At 71.9% G+C, this 15,528-nt stretch carries 18 protein-coding genes; 2 read left to right on the top strand and 16 right to left on the bottom strand.

What is annotated here, in order from left to right:
- Nucleotides 1-12: 12 nt before the first annotated feature.
- Nucleotides 13-393, top strand: coding sequence for a peptidase inhibitor family I36 protein (locus ABH925_RS18365; RefSeq protein ID WP_370149193.1), 381 nt, complete (start codon nucleotides 13-15; stop codon nucleotides 391-393).
- Nucleotides 394-630: 237 nt separating this feature from the next.
- Here ABH925_RS18365 and ABH925_RS18370 read toward each other — a convergent pair whose 3' ends face one another.
- A complete protein-coding gene (locus ABH925_RS18370; protein WP_370149194.1) occupies nucleotides 631-1,479 on the bottom strand; it encodes a hypothetical protein in 849 nt (282 codons plus the stop codon).
- 155 nt (nucleotides 1,480-1,634) lie between these two features.
- Nucleotides 1,635-2,324: a hypothetical protein gene (locus tag ABH925_RS18375; protein WP_370149196.1), complete on the bottom strand. Its 690-nt coding sequence runs from the start codon at nucleotides 2,322-2,324 to the stop codon at nucleotides 1,635-1,637.
- A gap of 293 nt (nucleotides 2,325-2,617) precedes the next feature.
- Here ABH925_RS18375 and ABH925_RS18380 point away from each other — a divergent pair, with 293 nt between their 5' ends.
- Complete coding sequence (locus ABH925_RS18380) at nucleotides 2,618-3,358, top strand: hypothetical protein (protein ID WP_370149197.1); 741 nt, start codon at nucleotides 2,618-2,620, stop codon at nucleotides 3,356-3,358.
- 117 nt (nucleotides 3,359-3,475) lie between these two features.
- Here the strand turns inward: ABH925_RS18380 and ABH925_RS18385 are convergent, their stop codons facing one another.
- The 14 genes from ABH925_RS18385 to ABH925_RS18450 form a co-directional block, all read right to left on the bottom strand.
- A complete protein-coding gene (locus ABH925_RS18385; RefSeq protein ID WP_370149198.1) occupies nucleotides 3,476-3,913 on the bottom strand; it encodes a hypothetical protein in 438 nt (145 codons plus the stop codon).
- 386 nt (nucleotides 3,914-4,299) lie between these two features.
- Nucleotides 4,300-5,298 (bottom strand): hypothetical protein, encoded by a 999-nt coding sequence (locus ABH925_RS18390; protein WP_370149200.1) that lies wholly within the window; start codon nucleotides 5,296-5,298, stop codon nucleotides 4,300-4,302.
- A 529-nt stretch (nucleotides 5,299-5,827) separates the two neighbouring features.
- Entirely contained in the window at nucleotides 5,828-6,919 is a 1,092-nt protein-coding gene (locus ABH925_RS18395; RefSeq protein ID WP_370149202.1) for a single-stranded DNA-binding protein, read from the bottom strand.
- A gap of 98 nt (nucleotides 6,920-7,017) precedes the next feature.
- Complete coding sequence (locus ABH925_RS18400; RefSeq protein ID WP_370149204.1) at nucleotides 7,018-7,200, bottom strand: hypothetical protein; 183 nt, start codon at nucleotides 7,198-7,200, stop codon at nucleotides 7,018-7,020.
- Nucleotides 7,201-7,218: 18 nt separating this feature from the next.
- Nucleotides 7,219-7,488: a hypothetical protein gene (locus ABH925_RS18405; protein ID WP_370149205.1), complete on the bottom strand. Its 270-nt coding sequence runs from the start codon at nucleotides 7,486-7,488 to the stop codon at nucleotides 7,219-7,221.
- A gap of 80 nt (nucleotides 7,489-7,568) precedes the next feature.
- Nucleotides 7,569-8,066 (bottom strand): hypothetical protein, encoded by a 498-nt coding sequence (locus ABH925_RS18410; protein ID WP_370149206.1) that lies wholly within the window; start codon nucleotides 8,064-8,066, stop codon nucleotides 7,569-7,571.
- Between the two features lie 104 nt (nucleotides 8,067-8,170).
- The gene (locus tag ABH925_RS18415) at nucleotides 8,171-8,953 is read right to left on the bottom strand and encodes a hypothetical protein (protein WP_370149208.1); all 783 of its coding nucleotides are present in this window, start codon (nucleotides 8,951-8,953) and stop codon (nucleotides 8,171-8,173) included.
- Nucleotides 8,950-9,546 (bottom strand): hypothetical protein, encoded by a 597-nt coding sequence (locus tag ABH925_RS18420; protein ID WP_370149211.1) that lies wholly within the window; start codon nucleotides 9,544-9,546, stop codon nucleotides 8,950-8,952. The genes ABH925_RS18415 and ABH925_RS18420 overlap by 4 nt, the downstream gene beginning before the upstream one ends.
- A 269-nt stretch (nucleotides 9,547-9,815) precedes the next feature.
- The gene (locus tag ABH925_RS18425) at nucleotides 9,816-10,172 is read right to left on the bottom strand and encodes a hypothetical protein (protein WP_370149212.1); all 357 of its coding nucleotides are present in this window, start codon (nucleotides 10,170-10,172) and stop codon (nucleotides 9,816-9,818) included.
- 669 nt (nucleotides 10,173-10,841) lie between these two features.
- Entirely contained in the window at nucleotides 10,842-11,042 is a 201-nt protein-coding gene (locus tag ABH925_RS18430; RefSeq protein ID WP_370149213.1) for a hypothetical protein, read from the bottom strand.
- 254 nt (nucleotides 11,043-11,296) lie between these two features.
- Nucleotides 11,297-13,063, bottom strand: coding sequence for a ParB/RepB/Spo0J family partition protein (locus ABH925_RS18435; protein ID WP_370149215.1), 1,767 nt, complete (start codon nucleotides 13,061-13,063; stop codon nucleotides 11,297-11,299).
- A 211-nt stretch (nucleotides 13,064-13,274) separates the two neighbouring features.
- On the bottom strand, nucleotides 13,275-14,693 hold the full coding sequence (locus tag ABH925_RS18440) for an LPD29 domain-containing protein (protein ID WP_370149218.1): 1,419 nt from the start codon (nucleotides 14,691-14,693) through the stop codon (nucleotides 13,275-13,277).
- A 136-nt stretch (nucleotides 14,694-14,829) separates the two neighbouring features.
- The gene (locus ABH925_RS18445; protein WP_370149220.1) at nucleotides 14,830-15,180 is read right to left on the bottom strand and encodes a hypothetical protein; all 351 of its coding nucleotides are present in this window, start codon (nucleotides 15,178-15,180) and stop codon (nucleotides 14,830-14,832) included.
- Nucleotides 15,181-15,228: 48 nt separating this feature from the next.
- Entirely contained in the window at nucleotides 15,229-15,417 is a 189-nt protein-coding gene (locus ABH925_RS18450) for a hypothetical protein (RefSeq protein ID WP_370149221.1), read from the bottom strand.
- Between the last annotated feature and the right edge of the window lie 111 nt (nucleotides 15,418-15,528).

Genomic DNA, 15,528 nt, shown 5'->3' on the forward strand with positions numbered 1-15,528 from the left:
GGAGATCCCGCCATGCGTCGCATCCACTCGTTCGCTGTCGCCGCGGCCGCCTTGGTCGCGGCCTTCGGTGCCGTACCCTCCGCGACCGCGGCCCCCGCGGCATCCAGCAGTCCGGCGGCCTACAACTGCACCCCCGGATACTTCTGCATCTACAGCGGCTGGAACGGCGGGGGAACCCGCTGCCAGTGGTCGCAGTCCAGCAAGGCGAACACCGCCGACGACTGTTCCTTCATCCAAAGGGGACAGCACGTGCGCTCTGTATGGAACGGAACCGGGCACCGCGTGCAGTACTACACGCAGACCAACTACCACGCACGCATTGGGTCCACCCACGCTGGCGCGGGCGGCAACCTGCAAGGCAACTACCAGATCCGTTCCTTCAAACCCCAGTAGGACTGGAGCCAGACCGCAGGGGCGTCTCCGCGGAGGCGCCCCTTCGCGAGCTCGCCCGAACCCGTCCAACTTCGCTGGCTATCGGTCCAACTTCAGTGTCAGAGGACACGCGCACCCGGCCCGCGGCTCCGCCAACTGTGCGACCGGCTGATCGACAACGTGATCACAACGTCCGCGGTCCCTTACTGCCCGCCCGCGCAGCCGGGCAGGCGCCGGCTGCTCAAGTGGTGGGTTCGGTCAAGGTTGCTGACACGAGACGGCGGCCTGTAGTTCGCGCAGGCGATGCTCGCCGGCCACGGTCACCGGTGCCAGCTCGCCGGCGAACCACCGTACGTAGGGGAGCAGCAGGATCCCGGTGCGCAGGGCGGCCTGATCGGAGGCTGTCAGCCACACGGCGTGGGCGTTGCGGACCGCCGTCCTGGCCCCGGGGTGGTCGATGCCGAAGTTCCAGGCACGGCGCGCGGCCACCTGTACGTACAGCTGTACGGAGCGGGTGTCGTCGCCCACCAGGTGCGCGACATGTGCGAGCAGTTCCAGGGCGTCCACGGCTGGGGAGCTTTCCGGCCCGCACGTGCGGGTGACGTCGTCGACCAGGGCGCTGGCCAGGAACACGGCGTCGACCAGGCGCTCGGCCTCGCATGCGGCGCGCACGCGGTGGATCGCCGCGGTGAAGTCCGGGCGCGCGTCCAGGTCGTCGAGGTCCGCCTCCCGGGTGTCGGCGAGGGCCTGCTGCAGGCCGACTGCGTCCGGCACCGGGTCCACCCGGCGGGGTACAAGGCGGGCGATGCCCGTGCTGACCAGCGCGGAGAGCGCGGTGAGTCGGGAGCGGACCCACGGGGTGCGTGCGGCGCGCAGGACCGGTGCGGCCGGCCACAGCAGGACCACCACAGCGAGCACGACCAGCGCCCACGCGGTGCACGAGCGTGAGCGGCCGAAGTCCTCGCGCCTGGTGGACCGCAGATGCTCCGGCAGATCCACGCCGGTCACGGCGAAGAAGCCGACGCCGGCGGCGAGATACACCACGGCGGCGGCCAGCAGGGAGCGCAGCGACGGGTCGAGGAGATGCGGCAGGACGGGGACGGACATCAGGGGCCTCCGAGACGTGGACGTACCGTCCAGGCAAGCCCCAGAGCGTCACCGGGCCAGTCACCAGTCCGGGGCCGTGCGGTCACGGATGCGCGTCAAAGCCCTGGTGACCGTACTGGTGACTGAGTCACCACTGCCGCGGAGACCGTCCACCGTTACCGGGCGTTGAGCTCCGCCCGGGCCTGGGCAAGCAGCCGCTCGGCGTGCCGCTGGGTCACCCCGAGCTCCTGGGCCAGGGTCTCGGCACGCAGCTCGGGCTGCTCGGCCAGCATCTGCGCCGCCCGCTCACGCCGCTGCTCGGCGATGGTCCACCGCTCGGCCTTCAGCACACGCCCGTTCTTGTCCGGAGCTCCCTGCCGGCCCGGACCGCCGCCACGGCCGCGCCGCTGGGCGTTCCACTCGGCCAGTGCGCCGCGCCGCCAGTGCGGCACGCCGAAGTGCTCGTCCTGCGGCCTGGGCGTCGGGCCGGTGCCGTAGAGGATGTAGCCGCGCCAGGTGACCGGTGCCGGGCGCCGCTCCGCGGGAAGCGCGAGCCGGGCCTCCTCATAGTCCAGCAGGTCATCGGGATCCGGCGCCGTGGGCACCGCCTCCCCGGCCTCCACCGCGGCCCGCTGCTCCTCGGACATCTCCTCCACGGTCAGTTGCCTGGGCAGCGGGGGGATCGGCTCGCCGGCGTGCGCGGCGAGCAGTTGCTCCTGGGACCAGATCCGTACCTTGGCGTCCTTGCGGCTCAGGACTGGGGGCAGTTGCTCCCAGGCCTTGTGCCGACGGAACGTGGCCACGCTGATGCCCTGCAGCTTTGCCGCGAAGGCGGAGTCGGCGGGCGTCACGCCGGCAGGAATCACGGTGACCTCCAGGGATGACTCGGGACAGTCCCGACATCCAAAAAAATACCATGCTTCATGTGCAAGTCGGGCGGGGTGTCCACGCTGGGGCCTGGCGGTTTCGGTCTTGCTCTGACGACGTGACCACTGGTACCGCGCCGTGGCTTCTTGTGCGGTTCCATCCACCTACCTCGTCGCCCACAGGCTCCCGGCCAGCGTCGCCCCCGCCCCGCCCGCTACGTGGCCTGACGCCATCCCGTCCGGGCCTGGACCCGGCAACAGCCGGGCCCGGGCCGTTTGCTTGGATCAGCTGCATGACGGACTGGTCCCAGCTCAACCATGCCTACGGCACCGCCCAGGACATTCCCGGCCTCCTCGCTGCCATGAGCCCGGATCCGCAGGACGCCGGCTGGGACGCGCTGTGGTCGCGCCTGTGCCATCAGGGCCCGGTCTACTCGGCCAGTTATGCCGCGCTCCCGGCCCTCGCCGATACGGCCCGCCGGTGGTCAGCCACGGAGCGAAGGATGCCGCTCTACCTGGCCGGCGCCATCGTCGACCGGCCCGACAGCGGAGAGGACCCCTACCTGTCTCACCCGGCTGAGATCGCCGAGCTGCGCGGGCTGACTGAGGAAGCCCTGCAGGACCCCGGGATGACCGCAGACACCGTCAACTACGTCCAGCTGCTGGGGACCCTGCTCAGCTTCGAGGCCGTCGAGGCGGGGGGCGAGCAGATCGACGGACTCAACGGCGAGGAGTACGAACTGCCCTGCCCCGTGTACCAGACGGAGAACTTCGTCGTCTTCGGTGAGTACGGCTACTTCTCGACCACGGACAGCATGTACATGCGACACGCGCCCGCCAAGCAGCTCCCCCTCCATCCACAGGACCCCTCGGCGATGCAGGGCCTGGCCAGAAGGCTGCACACGCGCATACTCGCGGACGGCCACCCTGACCTCGCACACAAGCTGACCTACGTCTTCGGCGCGGCTCAGTGTGCGGACTGCGGAGTGCCCTTCAGCATTGAGGAGGCCGTCGTCGCCCGATGGGGCGCCTGACGCTCCGCCCCGCTGACCCAGATCTCCGTTGCCCCACGTGCCTGAAGCCCGGCGTGACCCCACATTTCGGCCACCGCTCCCGGGGCGCGATCGGAATCATGGTTTGTGCGGTGCAGATCAGCCGTTCACGTCGTTGCGGGCGTACGCCAGAAGCTGGCTGATGGCGGCGTCCTGGGAGATGGGAGGGCGCATCCGCCAGCCGGTCATGGTCTCCTCGACGGTGCCGGCGACGGCGCGTACCTGTCCGGCGAGGCGGTCGGTGAGCGGGGCGCTGTCACCGTCGCTGTCCCGGCCGGTGACCACGACGTCGCCGAACAGCTGGTAGGGGAGCGCGACGCCGCGCCACGCGCTGGCCAGTGTCCAGGCGACCAGGTTCGCCGGCAGGTGCTGCCGCTGGCCGTCGCCGTGCACCCACAGGAGGGCGCTGCGGTGGTAGACGGCCTGGTCGGCGTCCCCGCCCAGCATGGTGCGGACAGCGGCGTACTGGTCGCCGCGGTGGTCGGGAAGGTCAATGGCGGCAACGGCGCCGTCGGCGTCGATGTGGATCGCTTGCACGGGATGGTCCTCTCAGGCGGGATCGCGGTGTACCGCAGCCGGCGTGTGCCGGGTACGTCACTACTGGGGCTTCTCATGGCCGGCCGAACAGGGGCCTCAGTGGAACGGGGTGATAGCGCCTCTGGGATCGCCCTCAGCGGCCGCGGCTGCGGCTGCTGAGGGCGCGCTGCCGCCGGTGCGGAGGGTCGCGGTGATCGCGACGCATTGTTCGGCCATCTCCCGCAGCTGCTCTGCCTGCGCCTGGGGCATGTCGGCGGCGTCCAGCAGTGCGTGCAGGCGGTCCTGCTGGGCGGTCAGGGCCAGGGCCTGGCGCCACTGCGTGTAGTGGATGTCGGCCGTGGCGGCGTGTGCCGCGTACGACTCCAGAGTTGCGACTCGGGCTTCGATCAGGAGCAGGCTGCCCTCCAGCAGGTCGGCGCGCGCTGAGTCGATCTGCCGTAGCGCGGGGGTGACGGCGTGGTGGGGCTGATCGGCGGACAGGCTGCTGTACTGGCGCAGCAGCCTGGCGATCGTCCAGACCTCGGCGGGCAGCATCTCTCGTCGTTGCGCTGACGGTTGATCAGGCCCTTGGCGTGTACGCCCGTGCGCAGCACGGTGGCGGCGGCCTGCTGGGCCCGGACGACCAGCTCGGCGGCCTCCTCAGTCAGTTCGCTCGCCAGCACGAAGTGGTCCTGCGCCTCGTGCAGGAGCCGGTCCTCGTCGGCGAAAGCCCTGCGGCGCACCACAGCCTGGGTGGTGATCCGCAGGGAAGCCAGGATGACCAGCACGAGCAGGACCCACGCTGCTGGAGGCCCCCACAGGCCGGTGAGGTGTTCGAGGTGCTGTGCGGTGTCGGTACGGGAGTCGTACGCCGAACGAGCCTGGTCGGCCACCCACACCAGCAGTGCGGCCGAGCCCGTCGCTGTCGCACTGAGCGCGGCGGCGTGCAGGATGCCGGGGGCGTTCGGTTCCCAGCCCGGTACCGGCCGGTGCAGATTGCCTTCGTCGGCGCACGCCGTGAGGAACTCGCGCATCGCGGGTCCGACTGCGGGGTCCAGGGCCGAGATCACCGGACCGGGTCGGGCCATCGTGTGTGCTCCAGCGGTGTGGTCGACGCGCCGCGGGCCCGGTGCCGGCCGCCCAGCGAGCCGCGACAGCGCTCTGAGCACGACGCCTGGAGTGCGGACAGGCGCTGGCACCGGCGGTGCTGCGGCCGCGTCCGGCGCCGGGTCGTCGGGGACGTCGTCCCAGCTGGTGATGTCGGCGCGGTACTCGGTGAAGGCGTCGGGCGGCAGGTAGCCGCCCTGGATGTACTCGCGCCGGTTGCGTTCGGCGTCGGCTTTGTCGTGGGCCAGGATGCTGACGATCAGCTCGCCGTCGGCGGTGCGGTGGGCAACGGTCCACATGGCGGTGACTCTCCTGTGTCGGTTGGTGATTCGGGGGTAGCGGCCGATTACATCGCGGCTCGGTCACCAGCTCGGTCACCAGAACCACCCGATCGGGATCACGAGTGCGTCTCAGCCGTGGCGCCGGGCCCCGGCGGGGGCCCGGCGCGGGGGATCGATCAGGCAGCGAGGCGGACCTTGCTGCGGTCGGGCGCGGTCGGTGCGAGAGGGAGTTCGACGAGCGCCAACGCCTCCGCAAGCGCATCCTGGCTGCGTTCCTGGGGGGGCGCGGCCGCAGCGGGTGACGACGTTCCCGAGCCCGGGGTTGATCCGGTACTTGGGCAGGTCCGGCACGGAGCGGGGTATCGGCAACGGCGCGAGCGGTGAGCAGCGCGGCCGTCGTGTTCACGATGGGCGGTCCTTCGCTTTGATCGGCGCTGGGATGTCCGTGGGCGCCGCCGCCGAGGCGGCGGCGCCCACGGGGCGGGGGGCCGACGCCCTGTGCGGGGTCTGGTCTCTGCGGCTGGATTGCGGATGCTGTGCGGGCGGGTCATCGCGTGGGGGCGGTGTGCACGGGTGGGGTGCGGGCCAGGTCGGGGCCGATGGCCACGACGTCGAGGGAGACGGCGGTGTGCGGGATCCCGTCGGCGGGGCGGGTGTAGTGATGGAGCGTCACGGTTCCCGCGATCACCACCCGTGTGCCGACCGCGAATCGGTCGGTGGCCGCGTTGCGCGCCGCCTGCCCGGTCAGGGTGCAGACCGCCAGCTGCGCGAGGCCGTCGGGGTCGTGGTTGCTGTCGGGGTCGACGGCGACCTGCAGCCGGGCGACCGGGATCCCGCCCGCCAGGCGCAGTTCGGGGGCGCGGGTCACGGTGCCCGTCAGCGCCCGGAGGGCGCCGGGTTCACCGGCCAGCTCGGCGCGCGCTGCCGGTGGCGGGGCGAAGCGGCTGCGGGCGGCCGCGGTGCCGGTGGTTTGCAGGGCGCTGCGGGCCTGGTCGGCGTGGCAGCGGTGCCGGTCGGCGCGGGCGGCCTGCTCGATCTCCTGGGCTCGCTCGGCCAGGCGGTGGGCCAGGTCGGCGCTGGCGCGCAGTGCGGGGCTGGTGGTGCGCTGCGCGGTGGAGGCGAGGTGGTCGCGCTCGCAGTGCAGTTCCAGGGCGGTGTGCGCGGCCAGGGCACGGGCGCCGTGGTGGTGGCGGATCCGGGAGAAGGGGGAGCATCCGCCGCGCTCCTGCTCCAGTACGGTCACCGACACGCCCGGCCACCTGGAGGTGTCGCGCGGACCCAGGGCGACGTCGATCAGTGTGGTCACGCGGGGGTCGTGCAGTACCAGGTACGGGTAGTGCCAGGTGGGCAGCGGCACGGGGACGGGACCGGCCAGGTGGGCGCGCAGTGATGCGGCGGTGGGGTCCTGCGCGCTCTCGCGCAGTTGGTGCAGGTAGGTGAGCAGGGCGAACAGCTGCCAGGGCTGGGTGCCGAAGGGGACGGCGGGCATCGCCAGGGCGAGGTGCCCAGTAGTGCCGTCGGGTTCGACGACGGTGGCCTGCAGCACCAGCAGGGCGGGCTGCCCGAAGCACACCGGGACCAGCGGGCGTGTCGCAGGGGACGGGGCATCGGCGACGGGGAGTGCGGCGGAGCGGGGCATGACGGAACTCCAGTCACAGCAACGGAAGAAGGAAGGGGAGAGGGGCCGATGGGCGGGGTGCCGGGCGCGGCGGCTGGGCGCGCCCGGCACCGGGGCCGCTACCGGCGCCAGGTGATCCAGTGGGCCGGGGCCTGGTCGGGGACGAAGACCAGCGCGGAGTTGTTCAGCGTGGCGGCCGCCGCGTGGGCGCTCAGCGCGATGAACTCGCCCTCACCGGCGAGGACCGACAGCACCTCGGCGACGTCGGCCGCGTCCAGCCGGTGCTGGTTGAAGGCGTCCACGCACTCCTGGCTCCACCACTAGGTGCCGGCCAGCCCGGCGGCGGCGCGGGCCTGGTCCTCGGTCGCGGTGCGCCAGTCCAGGTGCAGCGGGGTGACCGTCAGGGCCGGGCTACCGTCCGGGAAGGCGGTGTGCAGCTGCTCGGTGGGGGCCGGTGCGCGCAGCAGGGCCGTGACCTCAGCGGCCGTCTGCACGGTCAGCCCGCGGTGGGGGCAGTCGGGTGAGCCCAGGGCGTCGTGCCAGGCGATGGCGAAGTGGTCCGGGAGGGATGCCAGATCGGTGCCGGTCATGGGTGTCTCGCTCTCTCGTGTGGGTGCGGTTCGAGGGGCCGGGCGGCGGGGCCAACCGCCGCCCGGCGGATTCGTGCTGGTCAGTGCGTCCTGACCTCGCTGGTGCGCACCAGCTGCCAGGGGTGCACGGGGTACGACACAGCGTCCGCCGGCTCCGCTGCGGGCATGCCGTCCGGGAGCAGCGGGGAGGTGTCGAAGCGGACCAGCTGCAGCGGGGCGGTGTGCTCGGATTCCCGTTCGGCGCCGACGGTGGTCCCGGTGCGGGTGATGGTGCAGCGCTCGCAGGTCCAGGTGACCTGGGTGCCGTCGGCGAAGTACGTGCCGTCGTCGCCGTGGACGTCGTGTGCGAGCGGGAGCAGGTCGCCGGGCCGCATCAGGCGCAGCCTCTCGCGCAGGTCGCCGCTGGGCGCGGGTTCCTCGACGTCCAGGCCGAGTTCGGCGAACCAGTCGTTGAGCACCTCGATGGTTCTGCTGCCGTTCCAGTCGCCGGTGCCTTCCTGCTCGTCCTGCAGACGTGCGAGCAGGGCGCAGATCGAGGCCCCTTCAAGGGTGTCCGGGCTGAACATGAGCTGGTGCACGGTGTCTCCTTCACGTGGTGCGGTTCGAGTGGCCGGATGGGGCGCCAACCCCGTCCGACATGACCAACAATACATTATTTAAGCGTCAAGCGGGGTGAAATCGCCTACTCCTGAGGGAAGTTCACCCGATCGGCTCGGCCTCGCTGATCACAGCGCTGTTCCTGGCGGCGCAGCTCGGTCAGCGGCAGCGGCCTTTTGACGCCGGATCGGGTCTGGGTGAGGATCGCCACCTGGCCGAGCTCGCGGCGCAGCGCTTCCTCTTCGGCCTCGGCCTGGGCGAAGCGCTCGGGGAAGACTTCGAGGGTGCGCCTCCACTGGGCGGCGCCTGCGCGTACGCAGGTCCCGCCGCAGTTGTTGTGCTCGTAGCCCAGTGTGTACAGCCGCGGGGGCTCCACTCCCAGACGCCGCGCCCCCTGGAACAGCTCCTCTCTCAGCTCCTCCTCGCTGGCCGGGGTCTCGTCCTCGGCCAGCGGGAAGCGCACTGTCCACGGCTTCCAGCCGGCCCGGATCGCCGGGATGCGGGCACGGTCGTGCGCGGTGCCCACGATGCCGACATAGGTGACCGCGTCGTCCGGGTGGGCGTGCTGTTCCATCCATCGACGGCACGGGATCTGCTTCAGCACGGCGCTGCATGGAGTACGCAGGTCATTGCCCAGAAAGCGCTTGTCGCGGAACACCTCCCAGGGAGTGCGCCCGTCGGCGACGCGGGTGAGCGGGACTCCGAGCAGGCGGCTGGTGGCGCGGGCGAACCTCCACAGGTCGGGATCTTCGATCTTGGTGTCGGCGATGAGCAGCACCAGGTCGCGGGTGGGCACCTGTTCGGCCACGCGCACCGCGACGTGGAAGCTGCCGATGCCGCCGCTGAACTGGACGACGTGGACGGTCATCCGTTCCGCCTCTCTTCGGGTCGGCCCGGCCTGTGCGGCACGGGCAGGTGGTCGCCGGGCGGCGGTTCCCGCCGCCCGGCGCGGGGATGGCTGACGCTCGGTCGGCGGGTCGCGCCGTCCAGGCGGAGGGCTGCGGTGCGCAGCCAGGCGGCGGCGTCTTCGCGGCTGCTGTGCCGGGCGTCGTCCAGGTGCAGGGCGGTCCAGGCGTAGGCGGCGGCGAGACGCCCCCAGGACAGGTCGGTGCCGCCCTCGGGGCGCGCGGCCCTCTCGTCGGCGGCGAGTTCGGCCCGGCGTCGGCAGACGGTGCTCTGGGCGGCGAACCAGTCCGCGTCCGGGGTAGCGCAGCGGTCGTCGTCGATCGCGGCGGCGGCGTACCGGTACGCGCTAGCGGCCTGGCGGGCGCGCCGCTGCACGGTGCCCAGACCGAGCGCCGCGACTCTGATCCGCGCGTCCAGGCGGGCGTGCCGATCGTGGGAGGCGGCCGGGTCGCCGGGCAGTGGGTGGGGGAACATCGCGGCGGGATCGACGGCGCGCAGCGTGTAGGCGACGCGGGCGTTGCCGGGATGGGCGCATCCGATGCGGGTGCTGCTCACGGGTGCTGCTCCTGGGGTGGTCGTAGGTGCGGTTCGAGGGGTGCCGGGCGGCGGGGCCACCGCCGCCCGGCCGGTTCATCTGTCGTACTTGGGCTGGCTGGGGACGTTGGGCTTGGGCGGCGGGTTCTCGGGGCTGCGGCGCGGGCGGGGCAGGGGGATGGTGGGGATGGCGCGCTCGTTGTCGTCGTCCATGGCGGTGCCCTTTCACGGGTGGTGGGATTCGAGGTCCGGGCGGCGGGGCCAACCGCCGCCCGGAGCAGAGCGGTTCGTCAGAAGAGGTGGTGCTCGTCCTCGGCGTCGAGCAGGGACGGGGTGCCCAGGCGGTCGGTGCCGGTGGCGAACATCGCCGGCTGCGTGACCGTGGGGGTGCTGGTGAAGGCCAGCGCGGACATGGTGCGCCAGTCGGGGCGCTGGGCTGCGGCGGAGGCGTCCAGCGGGCACGGGCCGTGGGTCTGGGCCGGGTCGATGGCGCAGGCCAGGCAGGTCTGGGTGACGTCGCTCGGGTCCAGGTGCAGGATGTCGCCCTCGGTGCGGCTGGCGACGACGTCGATGATCAGGTGCTCCACGGTGTACTCCCTGGTGGTGCGGTTCGAGGTGCCGGATGGGGCGCCAACCCCTTCCGACATAGACAACAATACAAGATTTGACGTGCATTCATGCGTGAATGCGGCCCGCCGTGCCGGAGTTCACCCGATCGGCGCCCCGCCGGAGTCCGGCGCGTCGCGGGCGCGCTCGTCGCTCCTACGGCTGCGGCGCGGCGGTCGGGCGCGGGAGGCGGTGGAAGGCGCGGGAGTGCGCGTAGGCACGCCGCAGCAGAGCGCTGAGGGCTTGCAGGGCAGCGGCACGGGGGTGGCTGCTGGGGGCCGTAGCCGAGCGGCTCGGCCGCCGCGAGTACCTGGCTGGCCAGCGACTCGGCCCGGCGAAGATGCTGCTGTGCAGCCGGATCGGTGCAGGTGAGCAGTAGTGCACGCATGTGGTCCCGCAGGGTGCGGGCGGTGCGGTAGTACTGCCGGGCGACCTCGCCCGGACAGTCGCATGGAGCGGCGAGCAGCGGGGGCCTGGTGGTTGTCCTCCAGGGGTGATCAGTTGTCGTGATGACTCCGCCCGGCCGGGCGTCGCGCGACAGGTCCGGTCGGGTGTCATCGGCAGGCAGTTGGGGCCGGTAGCCTTGGGGTATCGCGTGCTCCGCCTGCGGGCGGTGCGTGCGGTTCGAGAGCGACCGGCGACCGTGCCTAGCCAGTGGCCCGCAAGGGTCCCGCCTCCGGGCGGACGGTCGCCGGTCGTATGCCCTGGGCTCAGACAGCGCTGCCGCCGCGCTCGCGGGCGCACTGGACCACGACCGCGACCAGCTCGGCCGTGTCCCGCTCGAAATCGCGGCTGCGGGAGCGGTAGAGGGTGGAGAAGTCCCCCGGGGCCTGGACCAGGTCGGGGTACAGGTTGGCGAGCCACCCGGTGTGCGCCTCGGGGGGCGAAGTCGGCCGCGCAATCGTCGTCACTGATCCACATGGTGCTGCCGTCCGCCAGCGTGACGACGACCACCGACGCACCGCCCCAGGACTGCGTCCCGGTCGAGATCTGACACTGCGCCAGTACGGCGCGCAACTCGCCTGCGGCTGTCCTGCCGCCGGTCCTGCGGTCCTGCTGAATCACGGCGCTGCTCCTCGGACGCGGAATGCGGTGCGAGTGGCCGGGCGGCGGGGCCAACCGCCGCCCGGTGGTGGCGGCCCCGGTCCGGGGCCGCCACGCGGTCCTACTCCTGTCCGTCGCTCCCGACGCCCTCGCCCTCGGCCGGGGCCGGCTGCTCGTGCGCGTCGCCGTGGTGGTCCCACTGCCCCTCGTCAGCCGCCTCTGCGACCGGCGCGGCGTCGTCCTCGTGAGCGTCGGCGGGCTGCTCGCCATCCGCCTGGTCCTGCTGCTGACCGTCGGCCTCGTCCTGGTCGTCCTGCTGCTCTGGTGCGGCGGGTGTCGGGGCCATCAGGGCGCTGCGCTTCGCGGTGGATTCCTTGGCGGTGGCGATCACCTCGGTCTCGACCTCGGAGAGGGTGTAGCCCTCACTGGCCAGGAATTCCAGCCAGGCGACGACCTCGGTGTCCGGCGCGTCCCATGCGCGGTCGTGCATGGTGACGAGCTCGGCGGCGGCGGCGAGCTGCGCGAACAGGACGTTGCCGCGCCGGGCGGCGGGGGTGCGGGCGATCACCTGCGCGAACGCCTTGGTGCGCTCGGTGTGGCGATAGGCGCTGAGCTTCGGGTCCTTCATCTTCAGGAAGCGGGACAGGTCCTTGGTCTCGTGCTTGGCCAGTCCGTCCGTGTACCAGTGCGGGGTAGCGACGGTGACGGTGAGCACCTGGTCCCACGTTGCCTTCGTCGTCTCCTTACGGGCGACGAGCTCGGTGATGAAGTCCTTGCGGACCTCGCGGGCGGCCAGCCACAGCGGCTTGTACGTCCGCGTGCGCCTGCCCTTCGCTGCCGCGTCCAGCTTCTCCGACCCGCCCCGGCCGCCGTCGGCCTTCGCAGCGGCCTCGCTGAGCTGGTGACCGGCCTTGCGCCAGTCGGTGCACACATAGACCGGGGTGTTGTCGCGGTCGATGTAGGCACCGTGAGCCGTGCACATCTCCGCGTGCCGCTCCGCCGTGATCGTCCTGCCGAGCGCGTTGACCAGGTCCGACAGCGGGCGTTCGGTGGTCTGCCCCCAGTTCCACCGCTTCTCGGTGACGGCGGTGCCCGCCGCCCTCAGCTCCGCCTCGACCCTGTCGTGCTCGGCCTGCTCCTGCAGCTCCTGGCGCAGCCGGGCGATAGCGTGGTTCCAGTGCCCGCGCCGTCCCTTGCCCTCGCTGCGGTCCTTGGCCTTGGCCTGCTTGAGGTCCCACAGGTCGCTGTCGTCGCCGCCGACGGACTGCCACTCGGCCATCTCCACGATGTCGAAATCGGCGTCCATCGCGTCGGCCAGGGCCTCGTCATCGAGCTGGGCGGCCTGGTTGGCGGCCTCGATCTCGGCGGCCTTGTAGCCCAGGGTCTTCGCGTGCTTCTTGCGCTTGGTGGCGGTCATCGGCATGAGCGCGAGCTGGGTGAGCGCGTCCATGTCGTCACGCCTGCTGGCGGCCTGACGGTGGGTGTTCTCGATCATCGAGAGCACCAGGGCTTCGTCATCGACCCCGGCCAGGTCCTCGCGCACCAGCGCCGGGATCAGGACAATCGGCTTCCCGGCCTTCACGGCTTTCTCGGCAGCGATGACCGCCGCCATCAGACGGCGCTGTCCCTTGACCGCCCCCAGGGTCTGCCCGTCGGCCTGCGGGCGGACCGTGATGGGCGTGTCCACCCCCACCGCCTCGACGGAAGCGATCAGCGCCGCGTCCGGACGGACCTCCTGGCCTTCGCGGGACTTGCGGTGGTTGAACGGGTCGATCACCAGGACGCGCGGGTCCAGGTACTCCAGCCGTCCCACGCTGCGCATGGTGGTGCCGGGGTCGCCCTCGACGGCGGGGGCCGGCTGCGTCTGCTCGGTCGCGGTGATGCTCACGTGTGGTGCCTTCCGTTCGGTGCTTGCGGTTCGAGATGCCGGGCGGGGCGCCAACCCCTTCCGACATGACCAACAATACATTGTTTTACATGGCTTGGTGTCAAAAACCACCAGGCCGGGGCATGTTCACCCGGATAGAGCAACCAAAGCGGAGAGGGGTCCGGCCGGGAGCAGCAGCACACTGCCCCGGCCGGACCCCCGCACGCCCGGCTCAGTCCTGGGCGCTGCGCAGCACGACCTTGTCCACGACCTCCTTCAGCTGGGTCCAGCACGATCCGCCCGCGATCCGCTCCCCGGCGATCGAGGTCACCGGCAGGCTCCTGTCCCCGTGGCCCGTGATGGGACGCCCGTAGTGGGCGGAGAGGATCTCCAGCGCGCGCCCCTTCGTCTCGGGGGAGAACTCGCGGGAGTAGTTGATCCCGTCCACTGCGGGACTGACCGCCACCGGCAGGGCACCGGGTTCCAGCGCGACCATCAGCGGCTCACAGCGGTCGTAGCCGTCCGTCATGCCGTTGAACCGGCTGCCGTGCCACGGCTCGCATACCGCGCCCACCTCAGCTTCTGAGGGTCCGTCGGTCCAGGACACACTCAGCCACGAGTACGCGGTGCCGGTTCCGCAGCGCACACTGATCCGCGCGCCGGGAAACCTCGCCTTCAGATGCTGCCGCAGCACCTTGGCCACCTCACGCGATCCCAGGTGCACCGGCGCAGGAGCGACGGGAACGGGACACAGCCGGATCACCGGGCTCAGCAGTCCGGACAGCTTGACCACGCCGTCCGCGTCCACGGTCGCCGTGACTCCGCCCCGTGCACCGTCAGTGACGAACAACTGCACCGCGACCGCGCGCACTTCGTTGTCGTCCTCATCGGCCATCCGTACCCAACCGGCACCTGGCTGCTCGCACGTCCAGGCGGTGAACCTGGACGCCCAGCCGACAGGCTCACCAGCGGCCAGCACCCGCGCGCCGTCGACCGGTTCCAGGCGCAGCGACACCGGCCGGTCCGGCACGGGCGTGCAACTGAAGCTCAGCACCCCGTCCTCCTCGCGGACCAGCAGACCACTGGGTCCGAACACGGCGGACAGGAACGGCACAAGAGCTGCGCCGCTGATCTGCCCGTCCGGGTCCACCGCCGGGCACGCAACCCACTCCGCCCCGGTCCACAACCGCGCCCGGTACAACGCGGCCAGCCCCGGCAGCGCCCCCGCACCGTAAGTCAGCAGTTCCAGACCACCCGGCTCCACCGCACCCGCTTCGCCCGGCTCCACGTCTCCCGGCCGCGCCTCCACTGCCGGGACAACCTCTCCGCGCTGCGCCTTGTCGCTCGCCGCGTCACCACTGGTGGGCTGCGGCCGGTACGTCGTCGCCGATGCCTTGCGCCGGTGCTGGATGGTTACCGTTCCCCGGCCGTCCGACTCCACGACCTTGCCGCGCCGCAGGGCGTTGGCCACCCCCAGCAGCGCGCTGCGCGTCGGCACCAGGCGCGCGCTCTCTCCGCCGTCGGCGGCGTGCAGCTCGTAGAGGTAGGCGGCGGCCGTGGCGTCGATGGCCTCGGCGGCCAGCCGCTCCGCCTCGGCGGCGTCTCCCGGCGCGGCGGTGATCCGGCGGGTACTGCTGTTCTGCTCGTTCACGTGTCGTGTCTCCTGTGTAGGTGCGGTGGTTCGAGCCGCCGCCAGGGGCCACCTGGCGGCGGGGGAGTGAGGGTCGAGCGGGTCGGGGCCGGCTTGGGGGGCGGGCGGCACACCGGCCGCCCCCGGACGCCGTGGGTCATCCCTCGGCGTCCTCGTCCAGCCCCGGCCAGCGGTCGTCCCGCGCCAGATCGGGGCGTGCCGCCAACCAGAGCGCGTACGCCTTCGCGATGTCGGAGCGGACGTAGTCGCTCACCGGGCCGTGTCCCACCAGGTCCGCCCAGGACCCGCGCGCCAGCCGATAGGCACGGTCGGAGTGGTCGTAGTCGGACGCCGGGTCAATGTCGTCCAGGGCGGTGCCCTTGTGGATGCACACCGCAGCGCGGGCATCGGCGATCGAGGTGCGGCGGTCGGCCTCGGCGACCGCGTCGCCACCGTCCTTGTCGACCGCGCGGGCGTAGTGCATGAGCAGCAGAGTGGGCCAGAGCATCGCGGATCCAATCCAGGACAGTGATGGGGGCGCAGGGAGCGGGCGTGGTCACGCGGTGGGCGCGGTGTGGGCTCCGCACGCGGTGTACGGCGGCTGCGGGCCGTGCTCGCTGAGCCAGTAGCCGCAGCGCGCGCACGGGGCCGCGCCGGACGGCTCGGGTACGGGGCGGTGCACCACACCGGGCACGACGCGGTTGCGGTCGTTGTAGGTGAGCAGGGTTCCGTCCGTGCGCAGCACGACCGACCCCCATCCGGGGGGCTTCCCCCCAATCGGTGGACATCACGGACACTGGATCTCGTGGATTCAGAGGAAGAGATGGCACCGATGGTGCACAAGTACTACTCAGCG

This window comes from Streptacidiphilus sp. EB129 (assembly GCF_041262645.1).
GTDB lineage: Bacteria > Actinomycetota > Actinomycetes > Streptomycetales > Streptomycetaceae > Streptacidiphilus.

Coding starts and splice junctions, on each gene's coding strand:
- ABH925_RS18380 (WP_370149197.1), top strand. CDS start 2,618: ATGACGGACTGGTCCCAGCTCAACCATGCCTACGGCACCGCCCAGGAC.
- ABH925_RS18445 (WP_370149220.1), bottom strand. CDS start 15,180: ATGCTCTGGCCCACTCTGCTGCTCATGCACTACGCCCGCGCGGTCGAC.
- ABH925_RS18365 (WP_370149193.1), top strand. CDS start 13: ATGCGTCGCATCCACTCGTTCGCTGTCGCCGCGGCCGCCTTGGTCGCG.
- ABH925_RS18390 (WP_370149200.1), bottom strand. CDS start 5,298: ATGTGGACCGTTGCCCACCGCACCGCCGACGGCGAGCTGATCGTCAGC.
- ABH925_RS18370 (WP_370149194.1), bottom strand. CDS start 1,479: ATGTCCGTCCCCGTCCTGCCGCATCTCCTCGACCCGTCGCTGCGCTCC.
- ABH925_RS18395 (WP_370149202.1), bottom strand. CDS start 6,919: ATGCCCCGCTCCGCCGCACTCCCCGTCGCCGATGCCCCGTCCCCTGCG.
- ABH925_RS18405 (WP_370149205.1), bottom strand. CDS start 7,488: ATGACCGGCACCGATCTGGCATCCCTCCCGGACCACTTCGCCATCGCC.
- ABH925_RS18415 (WP_370149208.1), bottom strand. CDS start 8,953: ATGACCGTCCACGTCGTCCAGTTCAGCGGCGGCATCGGCAGCTTCCAC.
- ABH925_RS18425 (WP_370149212.1), bottom strand. CDS start 10,172: ATGTCGGAAGGGGTTGGCGCCCCATCCGGCACCTCGAACCGCACCACC.